21 protein-coding genes and 1 tRNA gene are annotated in these 24,256 nt (G+C 57.0%); 14 read left to right on the top strand and 8 right to left on the bottom strand.

The genetic code is table 11. The features are described from left to right. Positions 1 to 127: 127 nt before the first annotated feature. Genes ACQR35_RS10345 through ACQR35_RS10335 form a run of 3 tightly spaced genes read left to right on the top strand, consistent with a single transcriptional unit; the run spans position 128 to position 3,507 of the window. Positions 128 to 1,684: a circularly permuted type 2 ATP-grasp protein gene (locus ACQR35_RS10345; RefSeq protein WP_430269978.1), complete on the top strand. Its 1,557-nt coding sequence runs from the start codon at positions 128 to 130 to the stop codon at positions 1,682 to 1,684. Positions 1,685 to 1,732: 48 nt separating this feature from the next. Continuing rightward, positions 1,733 to 2,659: an alpha-E domain-containing protein gene (locus tag ACQR35_RS10340; RefSeq protein ID WP_430269977.1), complete on the top strand. Its 927-nt coding sequence runs from the start codon at positions 1,733 to 1,735 to the stop codon at positions 2,657 to 2,659. Then, a complete protein-coding gene (locus tag ACQR35_RS10335; RefSeq protein WP_430267114.1) occupies positions 2,656 to 3,507 on the top strand; it encodes a transglutaminase family protein in 852 nt (283 codons plus the stop codon). Before ACQR35_RS10340 ends, ACQR35_RS10335 begins: the two co-directional genes overlap by 4 nt. Positions 3,508 to 3,600: 93 nt before the next feature. Here the strand turns inward: ACQR35_RS10335 and ACQR35_RS10330 are convergent, their stop codons facing one another. Both ACQR35_RS10330 and glgC read right to left on the bottom strand, forming a co-directional pair. Then, positions 3,601 to 5,052: an SDR family NAD(P)-dependent oxidoreductase gene (locus ACQR35_RS10330; protein ID WP_430267115.1), complete on the bottom strand. Its 1,452-nt coding sequence runs from the start codon at positions 5,050 to 5,052 to the stop codon at positions 3,601 to 3,603. Between the two features lie 55 nt (positions 5,053 to 5,107). Continuing rightward, a complete protein-coding gene (gene glgC, locus ACQR35_RS10325; RefSeq protein WP_430269976.1) occupies positions 5,108 to 6,505 on the bottom strand; it encodes a glucose-1-phosphate adenylyltransferase in 1,398 nt (465 codons plus the stop codon). Positions 6,506 to 6,607: 102 nt separating this feature from the next. On the opposite strand from glgC, the gene glgA reads away from it, so the two are divergent. Next, positions 6,608 to 7,804, top strand: coding sequence for a glycogen synthase (gene glgA, locus ACQR35_RS10320; protein WP_430269975.1), 1,197 nt, complete (start codon positions 6,608 to 6,610; stop codon positions 7,802 to 7,804). A 120-nt stretch (positions 7,805 to 7,924) separates the two neighbouring features. Here glgA and ACQR35_RS10315 read toward each other — a convergent pair whose 3' ends face one another. Next, positions 7,925 to 10,051, bottom strand: coding sequence for an acyl-CoA dehydrogenase (locus ACQR35_RS10315; protein WP_430269974.1), 2,127 nt, complete (start codon positions 10,049 to 10,051; stop codon positions 7,925 to 7,927). Positions 10,052 to 10,068: 17 nt separating this feature from the next. Further along, positions 10,069 to 10,812, bottom strand: a complete 744-nt coding sequence (locus ACQR35_RS10310; protein WP_430269973.1) for a TetR/AcrR family transcriptional regulator — start codon at positions 10,810 to 10,812, stop codon at positions 10,069 to 10,071. Positions 10,813 to 10,954: 142 nt separating this feature from the next. On the opposite strand from ACQR35_RS10310, the gene ACQR35_RS10305 reads away from it, so the two are divergent. Genes ACQR35_RS10305 through ACQR35_RS10295 form a run of 3 tightly spaced genes read left to right on the top strand, consistent with a single transcriptional unit; the run spans position 10,955 to position 14,553 of the window. Further along, positions 10,955 to 12,256 (top strand): acetyl-CoA C-acetyltransferase, encoded by a 1,302-nt coding sequence (locus tag ACQR35_RS10305; RefSeq protein WP_430269972.1) that lies wholly within the window; start codon positions 10,955 to 10,957, stop codon positions 12,254 to 12,256. A gap of 12 nt (positions 12,257 to 12,268) precedes the next feature. Further along, positions 12,269 to 13,609: a 3-oxoacyl-ACP reductase gene (locus ACQR35_RS10300; RefSeq protein WP_430267121.1), complete on the top strand. Its 1,341-nt coding sequence runs from the start codon at positions 12,269 to 12,271 to the stop codon at positions 13,607 to 13,609. Then, on the top strand, positions 13,606 to 14,553 hold the full coding sequence (locus ACQR35_RS10295; protein WP_430269971.1) for a MaoC family dehydratase: 948 nt from the start codon (positions 13,606 to 13,608) through the stop codon (positions 14,551 to 14,553). Before ACQR35_RS10300 ends, ACQR35_RS10295 begins: the two co-directional genes overlap by 4 nt. Positions 14,554 to 14,707: 154 nt before the next feature. Here ACQR35_RS10295 and ACQR35_RS10290 read toward each other — a convergent pair. Next, positions 14,708 to 14,790 (bottom strand) — tRNA-Leu (locus ACQR35_RS10290). A gap of 205 nt (positions 14,791 to 14,995) precedes the next feature. Here ACQR35_RS10290 and ACQR35_RS10285 point away from each other — a divergent pair. Then, entirely contained in the window at positions 14,996 to 16,303 is a 1,308-nt protein-coding gene (locus tag ACQR35_RS10285) for a M20/M25/M40 family metallo-hydrolase (protein WP_430269970.1), read from the top strand. A 119-nt stretch (positions 16,304 to 16,422) separates the two neighbouring features. Continuing rightward, on the top strand, positions 16,423 to 17,592 hold the full coding sequence (locus tag ACQR35_RS10280) for an acyl-CoA dehydrogenase family protein (protein ID WP_430269969.1): 1,170 nt from the start codon (positions 16,423 to 16,425) through the stop codon (positions 17,590 to 17,592). A 28-nt stretch (positions 17,593 to 17,620) separates the two neighbouring features. On the opposite strand, the gene ACQR35_RS10275 is transcribed toward ACQR35_RS10280, so the two are convergent. Next, complete coding sequence (locus tag ACQR35_RS10275; protein WP_430267125.1) at positions 17,621 to 17,854, bottom strand: DUF5703 family protein; 234 nt, start codon at positions 17,852 to 17,854, stop codon at positions 17,621 to 17,623. Positions 17,855 to 17,893: 39 nt separating this feature from the next. Here ACQR35_RS10275 and ACQR35_RS10270 point away from each other — a divergent pair, with 39 nt between their 5' ends. Next, on the top strand, positions 17,894 to 18,172 hold the full coding sequence (locus ACQR35_RS10270; protein WP_430267126.1) for a hypothetical protein: 279 nt from the start codon (positions 17,894 to 17,896) through the stop codon (positions 18,170 to 18,172). On the opposite strand, the gene ACQR35_RS10265 is transcribed toward ACQR35_RS10270, so the two are convergent. Further along, complete coding sequence (locus tag ACQR35_RS10265; protein WP_430269968.1) at positions 18,169 to 19,107, bottom strand: aldo/keto reductase; 939 nt, start codon at positions 19,105 to 19,107, stop codon at positions 18,169 to 18,171. The two genes, ACQR35_RS10270 and ACQR35_RS10265, sit on opposite strands and share 4 nt — an antisense overlap. 51 nt (positions 19,108 to 19,158) lie before the next feature. Between ACQR35_RS10265 and ACQR35_RS10260 the strand changes: the two genes are divergently transcribed. Both ACQR35_RS10260 and mshC read left to right on the top strand, forming a co-directional pair. Beyond that, positions 19,159 to 19,992 carry an undecaprenyl-diphosphate phosphatase gene (locus ACQR35_RS10260; protein WP_430267128.1) on the top strand — a complete coding sequence of 278 codons (834 nt, stop codon included), beginning with the start codon at positions 19,159 to 19,161 and terminating at the stop codon, positions 19,990 to 19,992. Between the two features lie 15 nt (positions 19,993 to 20,007). Beyond that, positions 20,008 to 21,291 carry a cysteine--1-D-myo-inosityl 2-amino-2-deoxy-alpha-D-glucopyranoside ligase gene (mshC, locus tag ACQR35_RS10255; RefSeq protein WP_430267129.1) on the top strand — a complete coding sequence of 428 codons (1,284 nt, stop codon included), beginning with the start codon at positions 20,008 to 20,010 and terminating at the stop codon, positions 21,289 to 21,291. On the opposite strand, the gene ACQR35_RS10250 is transcribed toward mshC, so the two are convergent. Then, positions 21,288 to 22,178, bottom strand: a complete 891-nt coding sequence (locus tag ACQR35_RS10250) for a PAC2 family protein (RefSeq protein ID WP_430267130.1) — start codon at positions 22,176 to 22,178, stop codon at positions 21,288 to 21,290. The genes mshC and ACQR35_RS10250 overlap by 4 nt on opposite strands. A gap of 127 nt (positions 22,179 to 22,305) precedes the next feature. On the opposite strand from ACQR35_RS10250, the gene ACQR35_RS10245 reads away from it, so the two are divergent. Both ACQR35_RS10245 and ACQR35_RS10240 read left to right on the top strand, forming a co-directional pair. Beyond that, positions 22,306 to 23,034 (top strand): HAD family hydrolase, encoded by a 729-nt coding sequence (locus ACQR35_RS10245; protein ID WP_430267131.1) that lies wholly within the window; start codon positions 22,306 to 22,308, stop codon positions 23,032 to 23,034. Next, positions 23,035 to 24,198, top strand: coding sequence for a site-2 protease family protein (locus ACQR35_RS10240; protein ID WP_430267132.1), 1,164 nt, complete (start codon positions 23,035 to 23,037; stop codon positions 24,196 to 24,198). The last annotated feature ends 58 nt before the right edge of the window (positions 24,199 to 24,256 follow it).

Genomic DNA, 24,256 nt, shown 5'->3' with positions numbered 1-24,256 from the left:
GTTGATGATCCTAAGTATTTTTTGGTGCCCCAGCATCTAAATATCACCTGACTTTCCGTAGAACAAACAACACGCCACAAAGCCGACTTTGATGCAAAGAGACGAAAAAGGTGGTTGTCTTTTCTTCATGTCAGAGCTATTTCAGGATTACTCCACAGCGGTAGACCGCACCGGTGCCTTCGACGAAATGTTTGCGCCGGGCCAAGTAACGCGAGAGTCCTACGGACAAGTGGCAGGGGCGCTTCGCGAACTCAGCCTTGCCGACGTCAGCTCACGCGCCGATTCAATGGCACGCACCTTCCTTGACCGCGGTGTCACCTTTGACTTCGCCGGCGAAGAGCGGCCTTTTCCTTTGGACATTGTGCCCAGAATTATTCCGGCCGATGACTGGGTGGATCTCGAATCCGGTGTTAAGCAACGTGTACGCGCGCTGGAAGCATTTTTGAATGACGTCTATAGCAACATGAAAGTTGTCTCCGACGGGGTTATCCCGCGGCAGCTCGTCACCACTAGCGCCCATTTTCACCGGCAGGTCCACGGTTTTGAACCGTCTGGGGGAGTCCGCGTTCACATCTCCGGTATTGACGTGGTGAGGGACGCTGCTGGAACATTCCGCGTGCTCGAGGACAATGTCCGTGTTCCCTCCGGTGTGAGCTACGTGATGGAGAACCGGCGAGCTATGGCCAAGGGACTTCCAGAGGCCTTTGGACAGCAGCGCATCCGGCCCGTGGAGGAATACCCGCGGCGTCTTCTCTCGGCATTGCGTAAGACCGCCCCAGCGGGCGTTGATGACCCTACTGTTGTGGTGTTGACTCCGGGTGTTTTTAACAGCGCCTACTTTGAGCACACCCTCTTGGCCGGTTACATGGGTGTGGAATTGGTTGAAGGGCGCGACCTCGTCTGCCGCGGCAACCGTGTTTATATGCGGACCACCGCCGGTGAACAGCGCGTTGACGTGATCTACAAGCGCATTGACGACGAATTTTTGGACCCTTTGCAGTTCCGTTCAGATTCCATGCTCGGTTGTCCCGGACTAGTGAATGCTGCGCGCGCCGGGGGCGTGACCATCGCTAACGCGGTGGGTAACGGTGTTGCCGATGACAAGCTTGTTTACAGCTATGTTCCGGATCTGATCCGCTACTACCTGAATGAAGAACCGATTCTAGCCAACGTTGATACCTTCCGGCTCGAAGAAAAAGAAGCACGCGAGCACGTCTTGGACCGTCTCGATGAGCTTGTGGTTAAGCCCGTGGACGGTTCCGGCGGAAAGGGCCTGGTCATTGGCCCTGACGCCACCAAGCAAGAGCTAGACGCTTTGCGTCAGCGCATTCTTGAAGATCCTCGTGGTTGGATTGCGCAACCAGTGTTGCAGCTGTCTACAGTTCCCACTTTGAGCGGGGACCGCTTTAGCCCTCGCCACGTGGATTTGCGTCCTTTTGCCGTGAACGACGGCGACGACGTTTGGGTTTTGCCCGGTGGACTGACCCGGGTGGCGCTCAAGGAAGGCTCATTGATTGTGAACTCTTCTCAGGGCGGCGGGTCCAAGGACACGTGGGTACTCGCAGATTCACCACAAACACCAGTGGAAAAACTTCCGCGGCAAAGCATCACCATTCACGAACGTGTTTCGGTATGGCCTGTGGAGTCTAATTGGCGTGACCGGCAGACGGAGCAACAGCAGTGAACCGCACCCAGGACACTATTCGCTCCCGTTTTCAGGAGGTAGCACCCCATGCTTAGCCGAATTGCTGAATCACTCTTTTGGATTGGCCGGTATGTAGAACGTGCTGACGGCACCGCTCGAATCCTGGACGTTCACCTCGAACGTTTGAACCATTTGCCCCTCGAAGAGCAGCGCAGCGTTGCTCAAGAACTTCTCGCCGTGATGGGCGCGCGTCCTCAGACTGAGGAATTTGGGCTCAACGAGTTACTCCATGCTTTGGCCTATGACAAGACCAGCGCAACGTCCATTGCAGGTTCTCTTGGCGCAGCTCGTGAAAATGCGCGCCGTGCTCGCGAGACAGTGTCTTCAAGCTTGTGGGAGAGCTTGAACACCACTTACTACGGACTGAATCAGCACCGCAAGGATGTTGTGGGGACGTACAGATACTGTAACTGGGTGCTGGAACGTACAGCGATGGTTCGTGGTTTGGCGGATACCACTGTCAGCCATGATGAGAGCTGGCAATTCTTGGCGCTAGGCCGTTCGTTGGAACGCGCGGACATGACTGCCCGGATGCTCTCCACACGCGACGTCCTGTCCGCAGGAATGTCGTGGGTGAATATGCTGCGGTGCGCTGGTGCCTACGAATCATTTTTGCGCACGCGCAGGGCCGCATTTGGCGACGAGCATGCGGCGGAATTTTTGCTTCTGGACCGTTTGTTCCCACGATCCATTGTGTTCGCCTTGCGTGACGCCGACGAGTGCTTGTCCAAGCTGGACCCCTCTGCCCAACGCGTTGGCTTTATCAACGACGCTCGGCGCATTGTGGGCCAAGCACGTACATTCTTGGAGTTCCACCGCACGGATGACTTGATGTCAGAGCTGCCCGAACACATGGAACGTGTGCAGAAAGCAGTGGCCCAGGCCTCGGACGCAATTTCCCGTAAGTACTTCAATCAGGCTGATGAACATGCCTGGGTGGGAGAAGTATCATGACCCGGTTGAGCATTGTTCACCGCACTAATTATCAGTACAAGAATCGAGTCTCACTCTCGTATAACGAGGCTCGTATGACGCCTTTGACCGATGCGCAGCAAGTGGTGCTCGAGTCTTCGATCAAGGTGTTGCCCTCGCAGGCCGCAGTGAGCACTTACCGCGACTACTGGGGCACTCGAGTGACCGCTTTTGATATGCAAATGCCACACGATCAGCTGGACGTTTTGGCTACTACCACTGTTGAGGTCCACCGCGCCGAACGCGTCCCCACGTCTGCGGACATTGTTCCGTGGGAAACGCTGAGCTCATATGAGGTGCTTAATCAATTCAGCGATTGGATCCCGCAGTCGCAATTGTCTAATCCTGGCGAGGAAGTTCTCAGCATCATTCCCGGGGTTGTGGAAGCGCGGTCCCCGCATGATGCAGCATTGGCGATCTTCGAGTGGATGCGCGGTGAGATGACTTATATGAAGGGCACCACTGGGGTCACTACCAACGCTGAAGAAGCGTGGAACCAGCGTCAGGGTGTTTGCCAGGACTTGGCACATCTGGCCATTGGGGCACTGCGTAGTTGTGGCATTCCAGCCCGCTACATTTCTGGGTACATCCATCCACGGTCGACGGCGGAAATTGGCGAGACGGTCGCCGGCCAGTCACATGCGTGGCTAGAGTTTTGGGACGGTGACTGGCGTAGCTGGGATCCCACCAACCACAAACCAGCTGGGGACTTTCACGTTACGGTCGCCCGCGGCCGCGACTACCGCGACGTGCCACCGCTGAAGGGTATTTTGGCCGGGCGTGGTGGTTCTGAGCTGAGCGTCAGCGTGGAGATCACGCGGCTCGCCTGAGACAAGGGCTGGAGCAGAGTATTGAGGACCGGTCTTGAGGCCGGTCCTCAATACTTTAAATCTTGTGAACTCTCCTTCGATGGCAGCTATAAGTCACCAGGGCGAAGGCTTGTAGTCCTTGAGAAAGACTCCGTATTGGTCCTCGCCGGCCTCACCCATCACAATCGGATCGTAGACTCGGGCAGCACCGTCCACGAGGTCTAACGGAGCATGGAAGCCTTCTTCCATCAGCCGGACTTTGGTGTAGTGCGGGCGCTCGTCGGTGATCCATCCGGTGTCAACGGCAGTCATCAAGATACCGTCCGTCTCCAGCATCTCTGCTGCGCTGGTTCGCGTCATCATGTTCAGAGCAGCCTTGGCCATGTTGGTATGAGGGTGTCCGGGGCCCTTGTATGCGCGGCTGAACTGGCCTTCCATGGCAGATACGTTGACGATGTATTTGCGCCGTGCGGTGGAGCGCCTCATAGCTGGGCGGAGGCGGCTAACCAACAAGAACGGTGCTGTTACGTTACACAACTGCACCTCAAGCATCTCGAGCGGATCAACTTGGTCGACTACTTGAGTCCAGCTGTTGATGCTAGCCAAGTCCGGGACAAGTCCGCCTGCGTCAATAGCCGTTCCGGCCTTGATGCGTTCTAGCGAAGCTGAACCGGTGGAGAGAGCCAAAGATGTGATCGAGTCTCCAGCGAGGACCGGGTGTTCCAAAACGCTCGTGGCAAGCGCCAAGGGGTGCTTGTCATGTGCATGGCCAAAGGTGACCAATTCAGGACCACCGTTGGCCGGTTGCAATGCTGCGGGGAGCTCTTCATCTTCTGCGTCCACCAGCGGGCCGTAAGCGTTGGGGGAGCGGCGCACCGTTTGGGCGGCATTGTTAATGATGATGTCCAAAGGGCCAGCTTCATCCAACGAGTCAGTCAGGGCCATGACCTGGGACGGATCACGTAGGTCAATGCCCACAATCCTCAGCCTGTGCAGCCAGTCTGTGCTGTCCTCCATCGCTGCAAAGCGGCGTGCAGCGTCCTTGGGGAAACGGGTAGTGATGGTGGTGTGGGCACCATCACGCAGGAGTCGAAGTGCAATGTACATACCAATTTTTGCCCGGCCGCCGGTGAGCAGTGCTCGGCGCCCAGTCAGATCGGTACGGGCGTCACGTTTGGCGTGGCTCATCGCTGCACAATCAGGGCACAGCTGGTGATAGAAAGCGTCAACCTGAGTGTAGTGCTGCTTGCAAATGTAGCAAGGACGCGAACGAAGCAAGTGACCGGCGACTTCACCGGTCACTGAACTGGATAGTTTATTGCCGCGCGTCTCGTCATCAATCCGGTCCGGGGCAGCGGTGGCAGTTTTCGCTAGAACCGCACGGTCGGCGTCGTTAATGGCATCACGCTTGGTGACGCGGCGGTGACGCTTGACTGCCTTAAACATTTTTCCGGTTGCGCGCCGCACAGCAATGTAGTCCGGGTCCTCCTCGTCATAGACGTGGATGGCATTCAAAACCTTAAGACAGGCTTGAATTTCCTCAGGCGATAATTCTGGAGCGCTCATTGGCCCCATTTTACCGTGCTACTCAGTTGCGCGACGCGCGGAAAACTGTGTGGAGCTATTTGGCTGCTTTCGGAAGGTCTGCAGCGGCTTCCTGAACGGTTGCCACCTTATTGATTTCGGTCTGAAGGCCCTCAAAGGTCTTGGCTGCCGCTGCTACCGCTTGCGGAATTCGGCCGCGTTCGGTTTTAGAAAGCGCCAGTTCTTTTTCATCGGGTTCTGGCACTTCTTGTCCCTTAGCCAGAACAGTAATTCCAGACTCGGTGACTTTAAAGCCGCGAGCCTCATCCAGTGCCCTGTCTACACCTACTGTGGCGCCTGCTGGGATTTGGACATTTTTGTCGATAATGGCTCGCTTAACAATTGCTCCAGCACCGATCCGGACTTTGTCCATCAGAACGGAGTCCAATACTCGTGCACCGGCGTCCACGAACGTATCAGGGGAAAGTACCGAACCCTCCACAATGCCACCGGAAATGACTACGCCATTGGACACAATCGAGTCCAATGCAGCCCCAACGGTGTTGTGCTCTCCACGGACAAACTTGGCCGGCGGCGAAATGCTTTGCCGCGTGTAGATTGGCCATTCTGAGTTGTAGAGGTTGAACACTGGCATCGGTGAAATGAGGTCCGTGTGGGCGTCGTAGAACGAATCGATGGTCCCTACGTCTCGCCAGTAGGTACGGTCGCGATCAGTAGAGCCTGGAATGTCATTGGTGGTGAAGTCGTAGACAGCGGCTTCGCCCCGAGAAACAAAGTAAGGAACGATGTCTCCACCCATGTCGTGCTTGGTGTCCAGGCGTTCGGCATCCAGCGTAAGAGCTTCAACCAAAGCATCTGCATCAAAAACGTAGTTACCCATGGACGCCAAGAACTGGTCCGGCGCGTCAGGCAGCCCTGGTGTGCTGGAAGGCTTTTCAACAAAAGCGCCAATCCGGCCGGTGTTTTCTGGGTCAACTTCAATGACACCAAATTGGTCCGCCATGCTCAGCGGCTGCCGGACTGCTGCAACTGTAGCTTTTGCACCAGATGCTGTGTGGAATCCCACCATCTGTTCAAAGTCCATCCGGTAAACGTGATCGGCACCAACCACCACCACAATGTCTGGCTGAGCGTCATGGATCAGGTTCAAGGACTGATAGATGGCGTTGGCGCTGCCCAAGAACCAGCTCTTGCCCACACGTTGCTGCGCCGGCACCGAAGCGACGTAATTCTGCAACAAAGTGGACATACGCCACGTTTCGGAGATGTGCCTGTCCAAGCTATGCGACTTGTACTGCGTCAACACCACAATTTGCAGATAACCAGAATTGACCAAGTTGGACAACGCAAAGTCAATAAGTCGGTATCCTCCGGCAAAAGGGACGGCAGGCTTGGCGCGATCGGCCGTCAACGGCATCAATCGGTTACCTTCTCCGCCTGCAAGGACAATTGCCAGGACTTTCTTCAACGCCATCGTGTGAACTCCCCTGCATCAAAACTGTGGCAACAAAGATCCGGATCATGTCCGGACACTTTCACACTAGATCACATAACGTGGAAGGACTACGTTAGAACCGTGCGAATCGACATTGTGACCAAAGAATTTCCGCCCGAGATTTACGGCGGCGCCGGAGTACACGTAGCGGAGCTCAGCCGTGTGCTGGCGCAACACGTGGAATTGAGGGTTCGGGCCTTTGGTGCGCCCCGCCCTGAGGACTACCACGGTGCCACTGTGAACTCCTATAACGTGCCGGCAGACTTAGCCGACGCGAACCCAGCGATTCAAACCCTTGGTGTTGATCTTTCGATCGTCCCTGACATTGCTGGCGCTGATGTGGTTCACTCACACACCTGGTATGCCAACATGGCCGGGCACCTTGCCTCGCTATTGCACGGTATTCCGCACGTACTCAGTGCACACAGCCTTGAGCCGTTGCGACCGTGGAAGGCAGAGCAACTCGGTGGCGGTTATGCAGTGAGCTCATGGGCTGAAAAGACCGCCTATGAAGCAGCCGCTGCGATTATTGCCGTGTCCGACGGAATGCGCCAAGACATCCTCAAGAGCTACCCGAACGTTGACCCGGCAAGGGTCAAGGTGGTTCACAACGGAATTGACGTCTCTCAGTGGACGCGTGATGAAGGCGAAGACGCCGTCCGTACTTTGGGCATTAACCCAGAAAAACCGAGTGTGGTGTTTGTTGGGCGTAATACTCGTCAAAAGGGTGTCCCGTACTTGCTCCAGGCCGCTGCAAAGCTACCGGCTGACGTTCAGCTAGTCCTGTGCTTGGGCGCTGCAGACACTCCAGCTCTGGCCGAGCAAACGAACAAACTCATTGCGGAACTTCAGAGTCAGCGTGAGGGTGTGATTTTGATTGAGCGAATGTTGCCTCGTGCAGAGCTCATTCAGGTTCTCAGCCACGCAACGGCTTTCGCTTGCCCCTCCATCTACGAACCGCTGGGCATTGTGAACCTAGAAGCTATGGCCTGTGGTGCTGCTGTAGTTGCCAGTGCCACCGGTGGTATCCCCGAGGTAGTTAAAGATGGCGAGACAGGCTTGCTTGTGGCCATTGAGCAGCTCACCGACGGCACCGGTACCCCCTTGGACCCAGACAAGTTCGTTAACGACTTCGCTGACGCACTGATCAAGGTAGTTGAAGATCCAGCCAAGGCCCGCGCCATGGGTGTTGCCGGGCGCGCCCGGGTGGAAGAGCACTTCTCGTGGGAATCCATTGCTGAAACGACCCTAGAGGTTTACCGCTCGGTCCTAAAGTAAGGGTTCGCCCTAGCTAATAGATGTTTTGCTGCGTTAATGTCCGACGGCGGTACTCGCCATCCGTGAGAATCTCACCGATGGCGAGTACCGCCGTCGTTCTTCTAGCACCCTAGAGGCTGGCTACTTAGCTGCGCCCTTGCTCTTTGCTTCGCGGCGCTTACGCTCGATCAGCACCTTTTCGTCGATCGGGGCAGTACCACTGGCGCGCTGTGCACGGAAGTACGCAGCGGCCTCGTCCTGACGGATTTTTTCGGCTCCCGTGGAAACGGCTGTCCGCAACTGATCGGGGCCGTAACCGAATGCGTCAACCAAGTCCAAAGCATGCGGACGAATCTTGGTCAGGAGACGGTTGATGTAGTCGCCCACTGTGCGAGCGCGCTGCATTGACAGCCGGCCGTTCATCAAATACCAGGCCAAGTTCTTTTCAATCAAGGACAGGCCAAAGAGGTCACGAACCCAGGTCAGGACTTTTTTGGTTCCTTCGTCTTGAACTTCAGCAAGCGCACGCGTGAACGCTTCCCACTGGAGGAGCTCAGCGTGGGACTTGGCTGCTTCAATGATCTCGTTCTGGTGGGCATTGAACAATGCAGCTGCCTTGGCCTGGGGCAGCTTGGGGGCGCCGCGCAACGCCGACCCAACCTCGGCCACCATGGACTGAACACGATCGGTCAGCAAGGCACGCTGGCCTTCTTCAGAGCGCAGAGCGTTAGCAGATTTCTGGGCAAGTCCAGTGTCAGCCACAAACTGGGCTACTTGGCGCAGACCAGTGCGGTTGACGGCAAGGTCAGTTGCCTGGCCTACCGCGTACCGGGCCAGCACACCAAAGTCCACGTTGCGGAATTCTTTGGCGTAGTCGCCCAAGAGCCGCTTGGCCACAAGCTGGAGCAGCACCGTGTTGTCGCCCTCGAACGTCGCATAGATGTCAAGATCCGCGCGTAATGAACCAAAACGGTTCTCGGCCAGGAATCCGGCGCCGCCGCACGCTTCACGGCACTCCTGCAACGTGTCCAGCGCGTGCCATGTGCTCAATGGTTTCAACGCTGCTGCCAGAGTTTCAAGGTCTTCACGGTCAGCATCCGTGTCTGTGCGGCCTGAGAAAACGCCGTCGAACTTTTCAAGCAGTTCTTCGTGCGCAAAGCTTGCGGCGTATGTGGTGGCCAAACGGGTAAAGAGGCGGCGCTGGTGGCGCTGGTAGTCCAAGAGGACTTCTTCCTCGGTGGGGGAGGAAGCATTGAACTGACGGCGCTCAGTTGCGTACTGGATGGCCGTTTTGAGAGCAATCTTGGTAGCCGTCACGGCCGCACCGTCCAAGGACACACGGCCCTGGACTAGGGTTCCGAGCATCGTAAAGAAGCGACGTCCTGGGCTTTCGATGGTAGAGCTGTATTCACCGGCTTCGTTGACGTCACCGTAGCGGTTGAGCAGGTTGGTGCGCGGAATACGGACATGGTCGAAGTGCAAACGGCCGTTATCGATGCCATTGAGTCCACCCTTGATGCCGTCGTCCTCGCCGCCGATACCCGGCAGGAACTCTTTGGTTTCGGGATCGCGAAGATTTACGTAGAACGCGTGGACACCGTGGTTAACGCCCTTGGTGATGAGCTGGGCAAATACCACTGCCGCCAGGCCGTCAACGGCTGCGTTGCCAATGAATTCTTTCCATGCGGCACGGAAGGGGGTGTTGATAACAAATTCTTGTGTTGCTTCGTCATAGGTGGCCGTGGTGGCGATGCTAGCAACATCAGAGCCGTGACCAATTTCGGTCATGGCGAAGCAGCCAGGGGTTTCAAGGCTCATAATCCCCGGCAACCACGCCTTGTGGTGTTCCTCGCTGCCCAAGTGCATCACGGCGCTACCGAAGAGACCCCACTGGACGCCTGCCTTGATCTGCAGTGAAGGGTCGGAGGTCACAAGTTCTTCGAACCCGGCAATGTTTCCGCCGTTTTCGTTTTCGCCACCCAAGCTCTTGGGAAAAGCGCGCAGCACTGCTTTTTGTTCAACGAGGATCTTTAGTTGCTCAAAAACGCGCTTGCGGTGTTCGGTGTGAGACAGGCCCTCGATTTTGTGAAGTCGGGTGTCCGCTGCAAGCACTCGTGCGGCCTTGCGGTAGTCAGCCCACTTCCCCAAAAGCTGTTCGCCCAATGCTTCAACGTTGACTTTGGGCTCGGAGCTAGATGCCGGGTGCTGCTTAGGGGGAGTGTGTCCGGCTGATCCCTTGGTGATGGGACGGTCAGATACTTCAGTCATTGTCATTCCTTCGTTGGTCATGATGGCTGATTAGTCATCGCAGAGTTGCTGAGGGGAGTGCTAAGTTCGTGGGCTATCCCGTGCAGGAGCCAGCCGGTAATCCGAGTAGCCATGGAGTCCGGGTCTGCTTGTGGCTGGCTGGCCGTGGCGGAAAGCCACTCTTCACCAGCGGCCCGTACTAGCCCAATGGCTGCCGTGGGCCAGTACGCAATGAGCGCGCTGCTATTGCCGGAGAAATAGTCCTGCATGGGTTTTGCCAGCATTTGTGTGATCGCATCGAAGAAATGACTGAACGCACCGCCCAAAGGGCTTCCGACCGTTGAGGAACTATCTAGATTTCCACGCTTTGTTACGAAGGTATAGACGTTCGGCGAGGTCTGGGCCATGTGCAGATAAGCACTGACCATGGCATGCAGTGCCTCTTGAGGACCCTCTGCACCCTGTGCTGCGTCAACAATTTTCTGCCGCATCTGGTGTAGGACCACTTCCCCAACAGCTTGCTGTAAGCCAGCTTTGTCACCGAAGTAGCGGTAGAACACCGATTTGGAAGTGCTGGCCGCGTTGGCAATGTCATCCATTGACGCTTCTGGACCCAAGGTATGGACCGCGCGGCGGGCTGCACGGATTAATTCACGACGGCGTTCCTCGCGGTGGCTGCTCCAACGAGCCGATCGCCCGTCTGCCACTGCTACTGCCGCCGTTGTGGACGCCGCAACCGAAGTGTCGGTAGTCGTCGTCGTAAGTGTGGTCCGAATGTTCACGATACTCAGCGTATCAGGTACGCTGAGTATCGGTAACCGCCATTGCTTCTTGCAGTCGGGCGGCGTCAACATGGAGTCAGCGTGCATCTCGTCGCGTTGGCCCGAACCGGACCTTGTGTGCCGGACAAAGGAGAGTCAAAACGTGAATGATCTGCGTAATGCCGTAGTAATCGGTGGAAACCGAATTCCCTTCGCCCGCTCTAATGGCGCCTACATCAACACTTCAAACCAAGACATGCTTACAGCGGCATTGGACGGGCTTGTCGCTCGCTTTGGTCTCCAAGATGAACGAATTGGTGAAGTAGCAGCTGGTGCCGTCCTGAAGCACTCAAAAGACTTCAACCTCACGCGTGAAGTTGTTTTGGGTTCGGCGCTTTCGGCCGAAACCCCGGCCTACGATCTTCAGCAGGCATGCGCCACAGGCTTGGAAGCGGTCTTGGGGCTGGCTAACAAAATCAAGCTGGGCCAGATCGATTCAGCGATTGCTGGGGGAGTGGATACCACCTCAGACGCTCCCGTTGCAGTCAGCGACGGTCTGCGCAACATTCTGATGGAACTGAGCCGGTCAAAAACTCTCGGCCAGCGCGTACAGGCTCTGAGTAAATTGCGTCCCAAGGACCTGGCTCCCAACGCTCCGGGCACGGGTGAGCCGCGGACTGGACTGTCCATGGGCGAACACCAAGCACTCACCACTGCACAGTGGAAAGTCACTCGTGAAGCACAAGATGAGTTGGCCTACAACAGCCACAAGAACCTTGCGGCTGCCTATGAGCGTGGCTTCTTTGACGATTTGATGACCCCGTACCGCGGCTTGAGCAAAGACTCAAACTTGCGTGCGGACACCACCTTGGAAAAGCTCGCCAAGCTGAAGCCAGTATTCGGCAAGCAGCTCGGTGCAGAGGCCACCATGACGGCCGGCAACTCCACCCCGCTCACCGATGGCGCGTCCACAGTGCTTTTGGCCTCCGAGGAATGGGCTGACGCTCACGATCTGCCCAAGCTCGCCCGTGTGGTTGATGGCGAGGCAGCAGCAGTTGACTTTGTCCACGGCAAGGATGGCCTGCTAATGGCGCCAGCCTTTGCTGTGCCACGCCTTCTGGCTCGACTAGGCCTAACCTTCGATGACATCGACTTCTTTGAAATCCATGAGGCCTTCGCAGGAACGGTTCTGAGCACCCTCACGGCCTGGGAAGACGACGCCTTCTGCACCGAACGTCTCGGTCTGGACAAAGCCCTTGGCAGCGTTGACCGGTCCAAACTGAACGTCAACGGATCATCCTTGGCAGCAGGTCACCCCTTCGCTGCCACGGGTGGTCGCATCGTTGCCTCCCTCTCCAAGATGCTCCACGAACGCGGCACAGTCGATGGCCGGCCTTCACGCGGGTTGATCTCCATCTGCGCCGCCGGCGGCCAGGGCGTCGTCGCCGTCCTCGAATCTCTTTAGGAGGAACTGATTGTGACTGACAAATACACAGAATTCGTTAGCAAAGGTTTCGGTAAAGACCTGGCAAAAAAACTGGGCCTACCGCAGCCGGTAGTCCTTCGTCGCCACACACCAGGTGATCCATTGGTCACTGGTCCGGTTCTGGTTCAAGGTAGCTCCTCGGGCGCTGAAGAACTCGCCCAAGAACTCCTCTCATGGGGCCTAGACATCCGCCGTCACGTTACGGCCAAGGAAAAATTCGGTGCCATCGTTTTGGTATTGGACGACGTTCAGCACCCCACCGATCTAGAAGAGTCAGTATTAGCCACGGGGTCTGCCCTGCGTCATCTAGCCGCAAACTCTCGAGTGGTCACCGTATTCCGCTCCCCAGTCAGCGCCGGCGCCCCGGCTATAGCGGCCGCACGTCAAGGCATCGACGGCTTTGTGCGTTCACTGGCCAAAGAACTCCGGGCCGGGTCAACCGCCAACGGTATTGTGCTGGCGGAAGATGTCTCCCCGGTCAGCCCTGGAGCATTAGGTGCACTGCAGTTCTTCCTCTCCGGTCGCTCGGCGTTTGTTGACGGTCAGTTCCTGACCATTGGAAATAACGACGGCGCCCTGCCGCCCAAGCGCGACAGTCCCCTCGAAGGTCGGGTAGCCGTCGTGACCGGGGCAGCACGTGGAATTGGTGCGGCAATTGCTCGCACCCTGTACCGGGACGGCGCAACACTGATTTTGGTGGATATTCCTGCTGCGGGAGATCACCTTGCCAAGATCGCCAACGAAGTACACGGCAGCGCACTGCAATTAGACATCAGCCGTGAAGATGCAGGACAGAAGATCCTGGAACACGCAAAAAGCCGCCATGGCCACCTGGACATTGTGGTGCACAACGCAGGTATCACACGGGACAAATTGCTAGCCAACATGGATCCAGCACGCTGGAATTCGGTACTGGCCGTGAACATCGCAGCCCAATTGCGCATCAACGAGGCCCTATTGGCTTCCGACGTTTTTGCCCAACGTCCGCGCATAGTTTCGGTGGCCTCCACCAGTGGCATTGCCGGTAACCGCGGGCAGACCAACTACGCAGCATCCAAGGGTGGCGTGATGGGAATGGTTCGCTCCACCGCCGCAGCCATGGAAACTAAGGGAGGTGCCATCAACGCCGTCGCACCAGGATTCATCGAGACCGAAATGACAGCACGCATCCCCTTCGCAACCCGTGAAGTGGCGCGTCGCCTGAACTCTTTGCAACAAGGTGGCAAACCCGTTGACGTTGCTGAGGCGATAGCATTTTTGGCCAGCGACGCCGCCGCAGGGATCAACGGCGAAGTGCTTCGTGTCTGCGGGCAGAATCTGGTGGGAGCGTGAGCACCCCCAGCGTTCAAGTGCTCGGCGAGACGCCGTCATTGTCAAAGCTGTATCTAAATGCAGCAGCGCTCGCCGCACGAAAAAAGCTACTGGGTCACCACGAGAAACCAGAACTTCCAGCCGTTGCCCACGAAGTGGCTGACGTGGAAATCGACCTAGAAAAGCTCACCGCCTACCAAAAGCTTTTTGGGCTACCGGTTAGCGATGCAGTGCCTTCTGGTTACGTACATGTGTTGGGGTTTCCACTCGCCGTGAGCTTGATGACCAAAGACGAGTTCCCACTACCACTATTGGGAATGATCCACCTGCAAAATCGGGTGGAGCATTTCGGCAAGATAGAACGCTCTCAGCGGATGGATATTCGCAGCTGGGCTGAAAATCTCTCGGGTCACCGGGCTGGAACCAAAGTAGACCTGGTGGTGGAAGTTCGCGCAGCCCACAGCGACGACCTCTTATGGCGCGGTATTTCAACCTACCTCGCCAAAGGCGTGTTTCTTCCGGGCATCGATAAGCCCACCACGCAGCCGCCCAAGACCGACTTTGCGCCACCGAACCCCACAGCCGTATGGCGACTCGGAGCCGATGCGGGGCGAGCCTACGCAGCCGTGAGCGGGGACTTTAACCCCATTCACTTGAGTTCTCTCTCTGCTAAAGCGTTGGGACTGCGAACCTCGATTGTGCACGGCATGTACGTTGCCTCGCGTGCACTCGCAGAAATTGGCACTTCGGCATCCGATTCTTTTGTGTGGAACGTTTCATTTGAGGCACCAGTATTTCTGCCGGCGACGGTTGGCGTACGCATTGAGGCCGAAGAAGAAAACGGACCCGCAGCGGACGTTGCTGCACTCGAGGGAAACGCCCCAAAGATGCTTTTTGTGGGGTGGAACCAACGAAGTGGGCGACGTCACTTCACGGGATCTGTAGAACCGATCCTGCCGAACTAATCGGACAACAAGGCCCGTCTGACGGGCAGGGGTGGTCTCTCCCAGAGCTGGGCGAGACCACCACTGCCCAGCCCTTTAGCGGGAAGTTTATGAGCCTATGTTTCGGCGAAACAAAAATGGCCCTGATCCGAAGATCAGGGCCATTTTTGCTTTGTGCGCGGAGGGGGACTTGAACCCCCACCCCCTTTCGAGGACTAGCACCTCAAGCTAGCGCGTCTGCCATTCCGCCACCCGCGCAGGGTGTATTTTGACGATTCGACCCGCTGTAAAACCGGTTCGTTTCCTTCAAAAGCAGCGAGAAAAACTCTAACACGAACTTTGCGGAAACTAACAATCGGGCCAGCTCGGGGGTCTTTTGAGGCCCAAAATCTGGAAGTTTCCCCACCACAACTGGGTAGTCTGAGAAGTGGCACTCTCGCCGATCCGAATAACAGGAGGACACGTGACTGAGCAGACCAGGCCCGAAGACGAAGTCGTCAGGATTTGCCAAGAGTTAATCCGGATGGACACCAGCAACTTTGGTGATGGAACTGGCCCGGGGGAGCGCGCAGCTGCCGAATACACTGCGGGATTGATTACCGAAGTTGGTCTGGAAGCAGAGATCTTCGAATCCGCCCCAGGCCGGGCGAGTGTCATCACCCGCATGGAGGGCTCAGACCCCGCAAAGGGAGCTTTGGTGGTCCATGGCCACCTTGATGTTGTGCCCGCGTTGAGAGAGCAGTGGTCAGTTGATCCCTTTGCCGGGGAACTGCGGGACGGTCTCATCTGGGGACGAGGCGCAGTGGACATGAAGGACATGGACTCGATGATCCTTTCGGTGATGCGGGACTTCGCCCGGAAAGGCATCAAGCCCAAACGAGACATCATTTTTGCGTTTTATGCCGACGAGGAGGCTGGCGGAAGTTACGGCGCCGGTTGGGCAGTAGAAAACCGTCCTGAACTCTTTGAAGGCGCTACTGAGGCCATCTCAGAGGTTGGTGGATTCTCTGCCAACATTGGTGGTCAGCGAACCTACTTGCTCCAAACTGCGGAAAAGGGGCTCTCGTGGTTGCGCCTCGTGGCCCACGGCCGCGCTGGCCACGGCTCACAAATCAACACAGACAATGCCGTGACCAAACTGGCCTCGGCCGTGACACGCATTGGTGAGTACCGTTGGCCCATTGAGCTCACCCCCACCACACGTCAATTCTTAGATGGCGTAACGGAACTTACCGGTGTGGAATTCGATCCGGACAATCCCGAACTCCTGTTGAAGGAACTGGGCACGGTTGCTCGTTTTGTGGGAGCAACGCTGCAGAACACGTCCAACCCCACGCTGCTCAAGGGTGGCTACAAGCACAACGTGATCCCTGAATCAGCTGAGGCTCTCATTGACTGCCGAACTCTGCCCGGCCAAGAGCAACAGGTTCTGGAAAAGGTTCGCGAACTTGCCGGAACCGATGTGGCCGTTAGCTACGTGCAAAAGGGAGAGTCCCTGGAAGTTCCGTTCTCAGGAAACTTGGTGGACTCTATGATCGATGCCCTTCACAGCCAGGATCCCGGCGCAAAAGTCCTCCCGTACACACTCTCCGGCGGTACGGATAACAAGTCGCTGAGCCGTCTGGGCATCACCGGTTACGGCTTCGCACCCCTGATGCTTCCTGATGACCTCGACTTCACCGGCATGTTCCACGGCGTGGACGAGCGTGTCCCCGCCGAGTCACTCAAGTTCGGCACCCGGGTGTTGGAACAACTCCTCACCAACTACTAGATTCGCTGTTCCAGCCGGTCAAGTGGAACTTCTGCCACTGACCGCTTCTGCCACTGACCGCTTCTGCGACTGACCACTTCTGCCTCTGAACAAAGGTCCATTGAAAGGACTTAGCTGCCGTGAATGACCAGCAAAACCTCTACAAAGCACTCCTGAACGATGAACTTTTGGAGCGCATCCGTTCACGTGCTGCAGGCTATGACAAAAATAACCAGTTCTTCCACGAGGATCTTAAGGAACTTCAAGACTCTGGGTACTTGAAGATGTTCGTTCCAAAGGACGACGGCGGATCGGGTCTGGGGCTCGAAGCGGCGGCGTTGCTTCAGCGCCGCCTTGCAACGGCAGCCCCGGCCACCGCGCTCGCGGTGAATATGCACTTGGTGTGGACCGGCGTCGCACATTTGCTGGCTCAGCGCGGAGATACGAGTCTGGACTTTGTCCTGCACGAAGCAGGTCAAGGCGAAGTTTTTGCCTTCGGCAATTCTGAAGCAGGCAATGATTCGGTGCTCTTTGATTCCAGGACCGAAGCCGTCCCCTCAGATGACGGAAGCTATTCCTTCACAGGAACTAAAATTTTCACGAGTCTTTCGCCAGCATGGACCCGCTTGGGAATCTTCGGGAAGGACTCTAGTGGCCCTGAACCTGTTTTGGTCCACGGGTTTATCACCAGGGACACACCAGGATATCGAATCCTTGATGACTGGGACACTGTGGGGATGCGAGCCAGCCAGTCCAACACCACCGTCTTGGAAGGGGCAATAGTTCCCTCCAACCGTGTGTTCCGTAAGCTGCCTGTAGGCCCCAACGCTGACCCGTTGATCTTTGCCATATTTGCCTGCTTCGAAACCCTCTTGGCAGCTGTTTACACAGGCGTAGGGGATAGGGCTTTGGAGCTGGGGGTTGCTACGGCGAAGCGTCGCACTTCCTTTAAAAATGGTGGCCGAAGCTACGCGCAGGATCCGGACATTCGGTGGAAAGTGGCCGACGCAGCGATCGCGATGGACGCCATACTTCCTCAGTTACTCACCGTGGGCCGTGACGTTGATTCACTCGTTGATCATGGCAGTAAATGGTTCCCCAAGCTTGTAGGTCTGAAAGTGCGTGCCACTGAGACAGCCCGGACAGTTGTTGACTTGGCCATCAGGGTCTCTGGAGGCGGCAGCTACTCGTCAAGCAGTGAGCTGGGGCGCCTGTATCGTGACGTTTTGGCCGGGATGTTCCATCCATCTGATGACGAGTCAGCGCACGCCACGGTGGCCAATGCGTGGCTGGGGCCGATAGAAAGTTAGCACCGGGAGGCTGACTCGAGCATTGACCCTAGATGGTCCGTTGGACGCTGAGGACTTTGCGGCGGAGCCAGAAACGGCGTGCACCACCCATGTACATCACTGTGCGCTCCAATTCCCATTTGCCGTACTCCGAATGTTCAACAAGGCGTTGGCGCGCATCACCGATTGACTCGCTGCGGGGGACTGTAAGCACCATGTATTCGTACTGGCGCGCGAAGTCCCGGCTGCGTCGTACAGCTGCTGCTGGAAATTGTTCCTTCATAGCCCTCCATTTTGTTACTTTTCCGGCTAACGTGAACGTATGAGCATCGATCCGCGTGTCGCCTTACAGTCTTTGACGGCCGCCCTCGAGGAACACCTCGCGGCGGCCGCCAGTCGCCGAAGCGATGGAGACCCAGCCGTTGAAGCAGCCTTTTTCGCCGTCGCAGACGCTTTTGAAGTCTACGAAGATGCTCTTTATGAAGCGTACGGCGAAGTTACACCGCTTCAAGTCTTCGAAGAAGACGATGACGACTTTGATGACGAAGATTCAGACGAAGATTCACAGGACGAGGACGACTTCGAACCCGTCGAGGACTAATTCGCCCGTTCAGACACTTCGCTGAGCACCTGTGAGATTTGCTCGGGGAGCCGAACCTCTTCAGCACCCAGTAATTGTTGCAATTGTTGCGCAGAGCGTGGCCCCACAATTGCCGAACTAACGTTTTCTTGAGCCAATAACCACGCAAGAGCTAATTGCGCCGGTGAGCTATCCAAACCCTGCGATGCAGTCCACAGCGCCTCAACAATGCGCGATGGCCTTGTGGCTAAATAGGGCTCCACATAGTCGGCCCACTCTTCATTGGCGGCCCGCGAGTCGGTGGGAATTTGGCCACGATACTTGCCTGAGAGGACACCACGGCCCAACGGCGCCCAAGCCAAGAGTCCCAGACCAGCGTCATAGGCAGCGGGAATCACTTCGGCCTCCGCTTGCCGCTGAAGTAACGAGTATTCAATCTGGTGCGCGACGGCGGTGAAGGGTGCCTGCACCGCAGCTTTGGCTGATTGCCACCCAGTAAAGTTGGAGAATCCCACATAACGAACGCGCCCCGTGTTCAGGGCCAGGTCCATGGCGGAAAGTGTCTCCTGCAGTGGGACGTGCGGATCCCATGCATCTACTAGCCACAGGTCCAAGTAGGGAGTGCCTAGCCGCACTAATGAAGCATCCAGCGAACTCAACATTGCACTGCGGGACGTATCCACCCCTCGGTGTCCGTTCCGGTATTCCAGCCCAGCCTTGCTCACAAGGACTAGATCCTGACGCGCCACAGTGTGGCCAAGGTGCTGGCCCAAAATAGCTTCCGCCGCTCCGTTGGTGTATCCGGCGGAGGTGTCAACTAGGTTGCCACCGGCATCGCAAAAAATCCGCAAAAGATCCGCGGCCACGTCCTCGTCTATTCCTGAACCCCATGTCATGGTGCCCAGTCCCAGTGCGGAGGCACGGAGGCCACTGTCGCCGACAAATCTTTGCTGCATGTCTGCAAGCTTACGGCTGAAATTGGTGGCCTATGAAGTAAGGTCAAATCTGTGAATTGGATTGAAGCTGCCTTCCTCGGCCTAGTACAGGGACTGACTGAGTTCCTCCCCGTTTCCTCAAGCGCACACTTGCGAATTGTGGGTGAGTTTTTACCCAACGCATCGGATCCAGGTGCTGCGTTTACCGCTATTACCCAGCTGGGCACCGAGACAGCTGTACTGGTTTACTTCTGGCGGGACATCGTCCGGATTATCAAGGCCTGGTTTGGTTCACTCACAGGCCGTATCAGTCGCCAAGATCCAGACGCTCGGATGGGCTGGCTGATCATCATTGGTAGCCTTCCCATCATCATTTTGGGCTTGCTCTTCCAAGACCAGATTGAAAGCGTTTTGCGCAGTATGTGGATTGTTGCCACCATGCTGATCGTTTTTGGTCTTGTCCTAGCCGTAGCGGATGCAGTGGGAAAGCAGACTCGTGAGCTGAGCGACATCAGCGTTAAGCACGGCATCCTGTTTGGCTTGGCGCAGGCTCTGGCACTTATTCCGGGTGTTTCACGGTCTGGTGGCACCATCTCAGCAGGTCTATTGATGGGTTACACACGCGAAGCCGCAGCCCGTTATTCGTTCCTTCTGGCCATCCCCGCCGTTTTTGGTAGTGGCCTTTACCAGCTCTACAAGGTCCTTTCCCATGACGGGCTCACCGGCCCTTATGGTTTGGGCGAAACTGCGCTGGCAACTGTTATTGCGTTTGTGGTGGGCTTCTTTATCATCGGCTGGTTCCTCAAATACGTCAGCACCCGTAGCTACCGCCTTTTTGTCTGGTACCGAATTGCCCTGGGCCTTATGCTTTACATCCTGTTGGGTTTCAACGTCATTGCCGCGTAGCACTAGGCTTGAACAGTGAAAGCTTGGAAATCCCGTCCTGTCCCTGAAATCCCCGGCTCCATGCCAGCGGTTCGCATTTTTGATACCGCTAAAGGTCGCTTGGATGTGATCGAACAGACCGGCTCGCAGTCGATGTATGTCTGCGGCATCACCCCCTATGACGCAACTCATATGGGTCACGCTTCGACCTATCTCGCCTTTGACCTGTTGAACCGTGCATGGCGAGATGGCGGTCAAAGCGTGAGTTACGTGCAGAACGTGACGGACGTCGACGACCCACTCTTAGAGCGCGCCACTGCGACCGGCGTGGACTGGCGGGACCTTGCTGTAGAGCAGACTGAGCTGTTCCGCGCCGACATGGAAGCTCTCAACGTGATTGCTCCGGCTCACTACGTTGGTGCCGTTGAAGCCATCGAGTGGATTGTTCCCGAGGTAGAGCGGCTGATCGCGGCCGGACTCGCCTACCCCGTGGTTGGTACTGATGGCGCCCCCGATGGCGACATTTATTACGACACTGTTGCTGCTTCAGCGGCCGGGCATGCGGTTCACTCTTGGGAGCTTGGCTCGGTGTCCGGGCTCAGCGAAGACCAAATGCTTCCGTTGTTCGCCGAACGCGGTGGAGACCCAGACCGCGCCGGTAAGCGTCACCGGCTGGACCCACTGTTGTGGCGCGTGGCCCGGTCTGGCGAGCCCCATTGGGATGGCGGAACTCTAGGCAACGGCCGTCCAGGTTGGCACATTGAATGCACCGTTATTTCCCAACGCTTCCTCCCCACACCGTTCACGGTTCAAGGCGGAGGTTCCGACCTGATCTTCCCTCACCACGAGATGGGGGCTGGCCACGCATTCTCTTTGAGCGGCAAGGACATGGCCTTGCACTATGCCCATACCGGGATGGTGGGTCTCGACGGCGAAAAGATGAGTAAGTCACTGGGTAACTTGGTCTTGGTTTCGGCTCTGCGGAAGGCAGGGGAGGACCCCGCTGCTATCCGGCTTGCTGTGATGAGTAACCATTACCGTCAAGACTGGTTCTGGACGGATGCGCTCCTAACCCAGGCCCAGGAACGCCTAGCACGCTGGCGCGGCGCTCTCACGAGCACGCCAGCCGGCAGCGCTAACCCACTCATTGCTGCTATTCGCGAGCACATTGCACACGATCTAGATGCGCCCGGCGCCTTGGTGGCCGTTGATGCTTGGGCTGAACAAACACACAGTTCAAGCGCCACAGCTGAAAATTCTGAAGCTGACGCCACTCTGATTAGCTCCGCCATCAACGCAATTTTGGGAATCGAACTCTAAGGGTTTTCTTGCCCGCGGCGTTTGAGGTACCGCTCAAACTCGCGGGCGATCGATTCCCCGCTGGCCTCCGGCAACTCGGCGGTATCTTTCGCTTCTTCAAGTTGCCGGACGTAGGCAGCGATTTCTGGATCGTCCGTAGCAAGTTCGTTGACACCGCGCTCCCAGGCTTCCGCGTCTTCCGCCACGTCAGCGGTGTCCAGAGGAATCTCCAAGAGATCCTCGATCCCGTGCAGTAGGGCGAGCTGGGCTTTGGGAGACGGGGACTGAGCAACATAATGCGGCACGGCTGCCCAGAGAGAAATCGCTGGGATTCCAGCGAGTTTCGCCATTTCGCCGAGAACACTCACAATGCCCACCGGCCCCTCGTAGTTGGAGGCTTCGAGGTTCAGGCGCTCACGTACTTCCGGATCATCACAAGTGGTAGTGATGGGGATGGGCCGGGTGTGGGGGACATCGGCTAAGAGCGCGCCCACCAAGATCACATAGTCCACGTTCAATTGTTCAGCCTGAAGCAGGACTTCGGCCGTGTAGGCCCGCCACTTGTATGAAGGTTCTGTGCCGTGAACAAAAACCACATCTACGTTGCGGTCAGGCAGTGACGCCTTGGAAATTTTGGTGGACGGCCACTTGATTTTCCGGGCGCCCGAGGCCGTTGTACGAATAGTGGGTCGGGTGAACTGGAAGTCGTAAAACTCATCAGCATCGATGACCGCGATCTTTTTTGCGTTCCATGCATGAATCAGATGGCGCAAGGCATCGCTGGCAGCCTCACCGGCGTCGTTCCAGCCCTCAAAGGCGGCCACCATGACGGTGACCCGCTCGCCGTCGGGCACGTTCTTCAGAAGCTTTGCGGCCACGGAGTCCAGATTCTCTTCGAAGCTGTTCATTTCATTACCCTACGTCGAAGCATGGCGCTGGTAACGGTACGGCGTTCAAGACTGGCAAATATTCGCCCATGGCGCATTTGTGTTCAACACCCGTGACTCATCAGCAGCTCACCGTAGACTGGAGGGCATGCAGACTTCGGCCCTCAATGCCAATCATTTTCCTCAGCTTAAGGCAGTTCTTTGGGATATGGATGGGACACTCGTGGACACCGAGCCCTATTGGATAGCTGCCGAACACGGCCTCGTTGAACGATTCGGCGGAAAGTGGTCTCACGAGCAGGCTATGCAGCTTGTAGGGCAGTCTTTGGTCCACTCCAGCAAGATCCTGCAACGTGCCGGCGTGGAGATGGAATCACGCGAGATCATCGACCACCTCAGCGGCGAAGTCATTGAGCGAATCCAACAGCGTGTTCCATGGCGTCCCGGCGCACGTGAGCTCCTGGACAGCCTGTACCAAGCAGATATTCGCTGCGCAATGGTGACCATGTCTGAGCGGCCCATGGCCACTGTGGTTGCTGAGAGCCTGCCCGAACCCTATTTTGAGTTCCTTGTGACTGGCGATTCGGTAACGCACGGCAAACCACACCCGGAGGCCTACACCACGGCAGTGGAACGTTTGCGCAGGACCGATCCAGAGCTAGGTACCGAGCACTGTGTGGCATTGGAAGATTCCATCCCCGGAATTCAGGCCGCTGTATCCTCGGGCCTCGTCACGGTCGGCGTGCCCCACGTGATCGACATCCCGGAGGGATCCGCATCGGTCCTTTGGGATTCGCTCCACGGCAAGGACGTCCATGACCTCCACGCAGTGCTGCAAGACTTTAGGGTTGCCCAAGCGAAAGCAGGTAGCCACTAAATGTCTGCCCCCGAACACACTACAAACTCACGCGAAGGCATCCACCTCGGTCGTATCGCCGGGGTACCAATCATTCTGGCCTACTCGTGGTTTATCATCGCAGCTCTGACAGTCATTATGTTTGGCCCAGTACTGCAGCGCGGAATGCCTCATCTCGGTGCCGGCGCTTATCTAGTTGCCTTCAGTTATTCAGTGTTGCTTTTGCTCTCAGTGTTGGCGCACGAGCTTGCTCACGCACTGACCGCCCGGATTTTTGGCTGGCCCACCGAAAAGATTGTCCTCAACCTTTGGGGCGGCCATACACAATTTGATGTTTTCACGGCAACTCCCGGCAAATCGGTGGTCGTTGCCCTCGCTGGGCCAGCGGCAAACTTCATTCTGGCTGGTGGGGCATGGCTCTTTGTCAGCACTGCCAACCCAAGCGGTGTTGCTGGTGTTTTGGCTAACATTTTTGTCTGGGCCAACTTTGTGATCGCTATCTTCAACGTACTTCCCGGTATTCCGCTAGACGGGGGCCGGATTGTTGAATCCATCGTGTGGAAAACTACCGGTAGTCACGAACGCGGCACCATTGCAGCTGGCTGGGCCGGGCGCATTATCGTAGTGGGCATTTTGCTGTGGTTTGTGGTCCTACCGTTGCTCCGCGGCGATGGTCTGGACTTCAGCTTCGGGATCATCTCCATTCTGGTCGCTTGGTTCTTGTGGAGCGGCGCCAGCGCCGCCATCAACCACGCAAAGATGCGTTTACGTTTGCCTGCCATTTCGGCAGCCTCGCTCTCCGTGCCAGCGATCGGTGTACCGAATTCGGCGACCGTCGCGGACGTTTTGCGAATGAACGACGGCGGTTCACTCGCCGTCGTACTATGCGCGCCTGACGGAAAGCCTCAGGGAGTGGTGGATGACGCGGCTCTTGCGGGCGTTCCAGCCCAATCCCAAGCATCTACCCCGGTGACGGCAGTGTCTTTTGCGCTCTCGCCAGGAGCCTATGTGCCCGGCGCTGCTGCGGGCGAAGACTTGGTGCACTATCTGGCAAAACTTGAGGGCCGTGACTATGCGGTGATTGACGACGCCGGACGGGTCACTGGTCTTTTGCGCCAACAGACGGTTGTCAGTGCCATCACAGGAAAAACTGTTGGCAAACGCAACAATCAGGCGCGACGCTAAACCCGTCGAATGTCGGCCTTGCAGGCCATTCACGGTAGAGTTACCAGCCGGTCCACCA

Origin of the sequence: Pseudarthrobacter sp. J1738, from assembly GCF_050490315.1 — a bacterium.
Lineage (GTDB): Bacteria > Actinomycetota > Actinomycetes > Actinomycetales > Micrococcaceae > JBNPEO01.
This window is presented reverse-complemented; position numbering and strand designations above follow the sequence as displayed.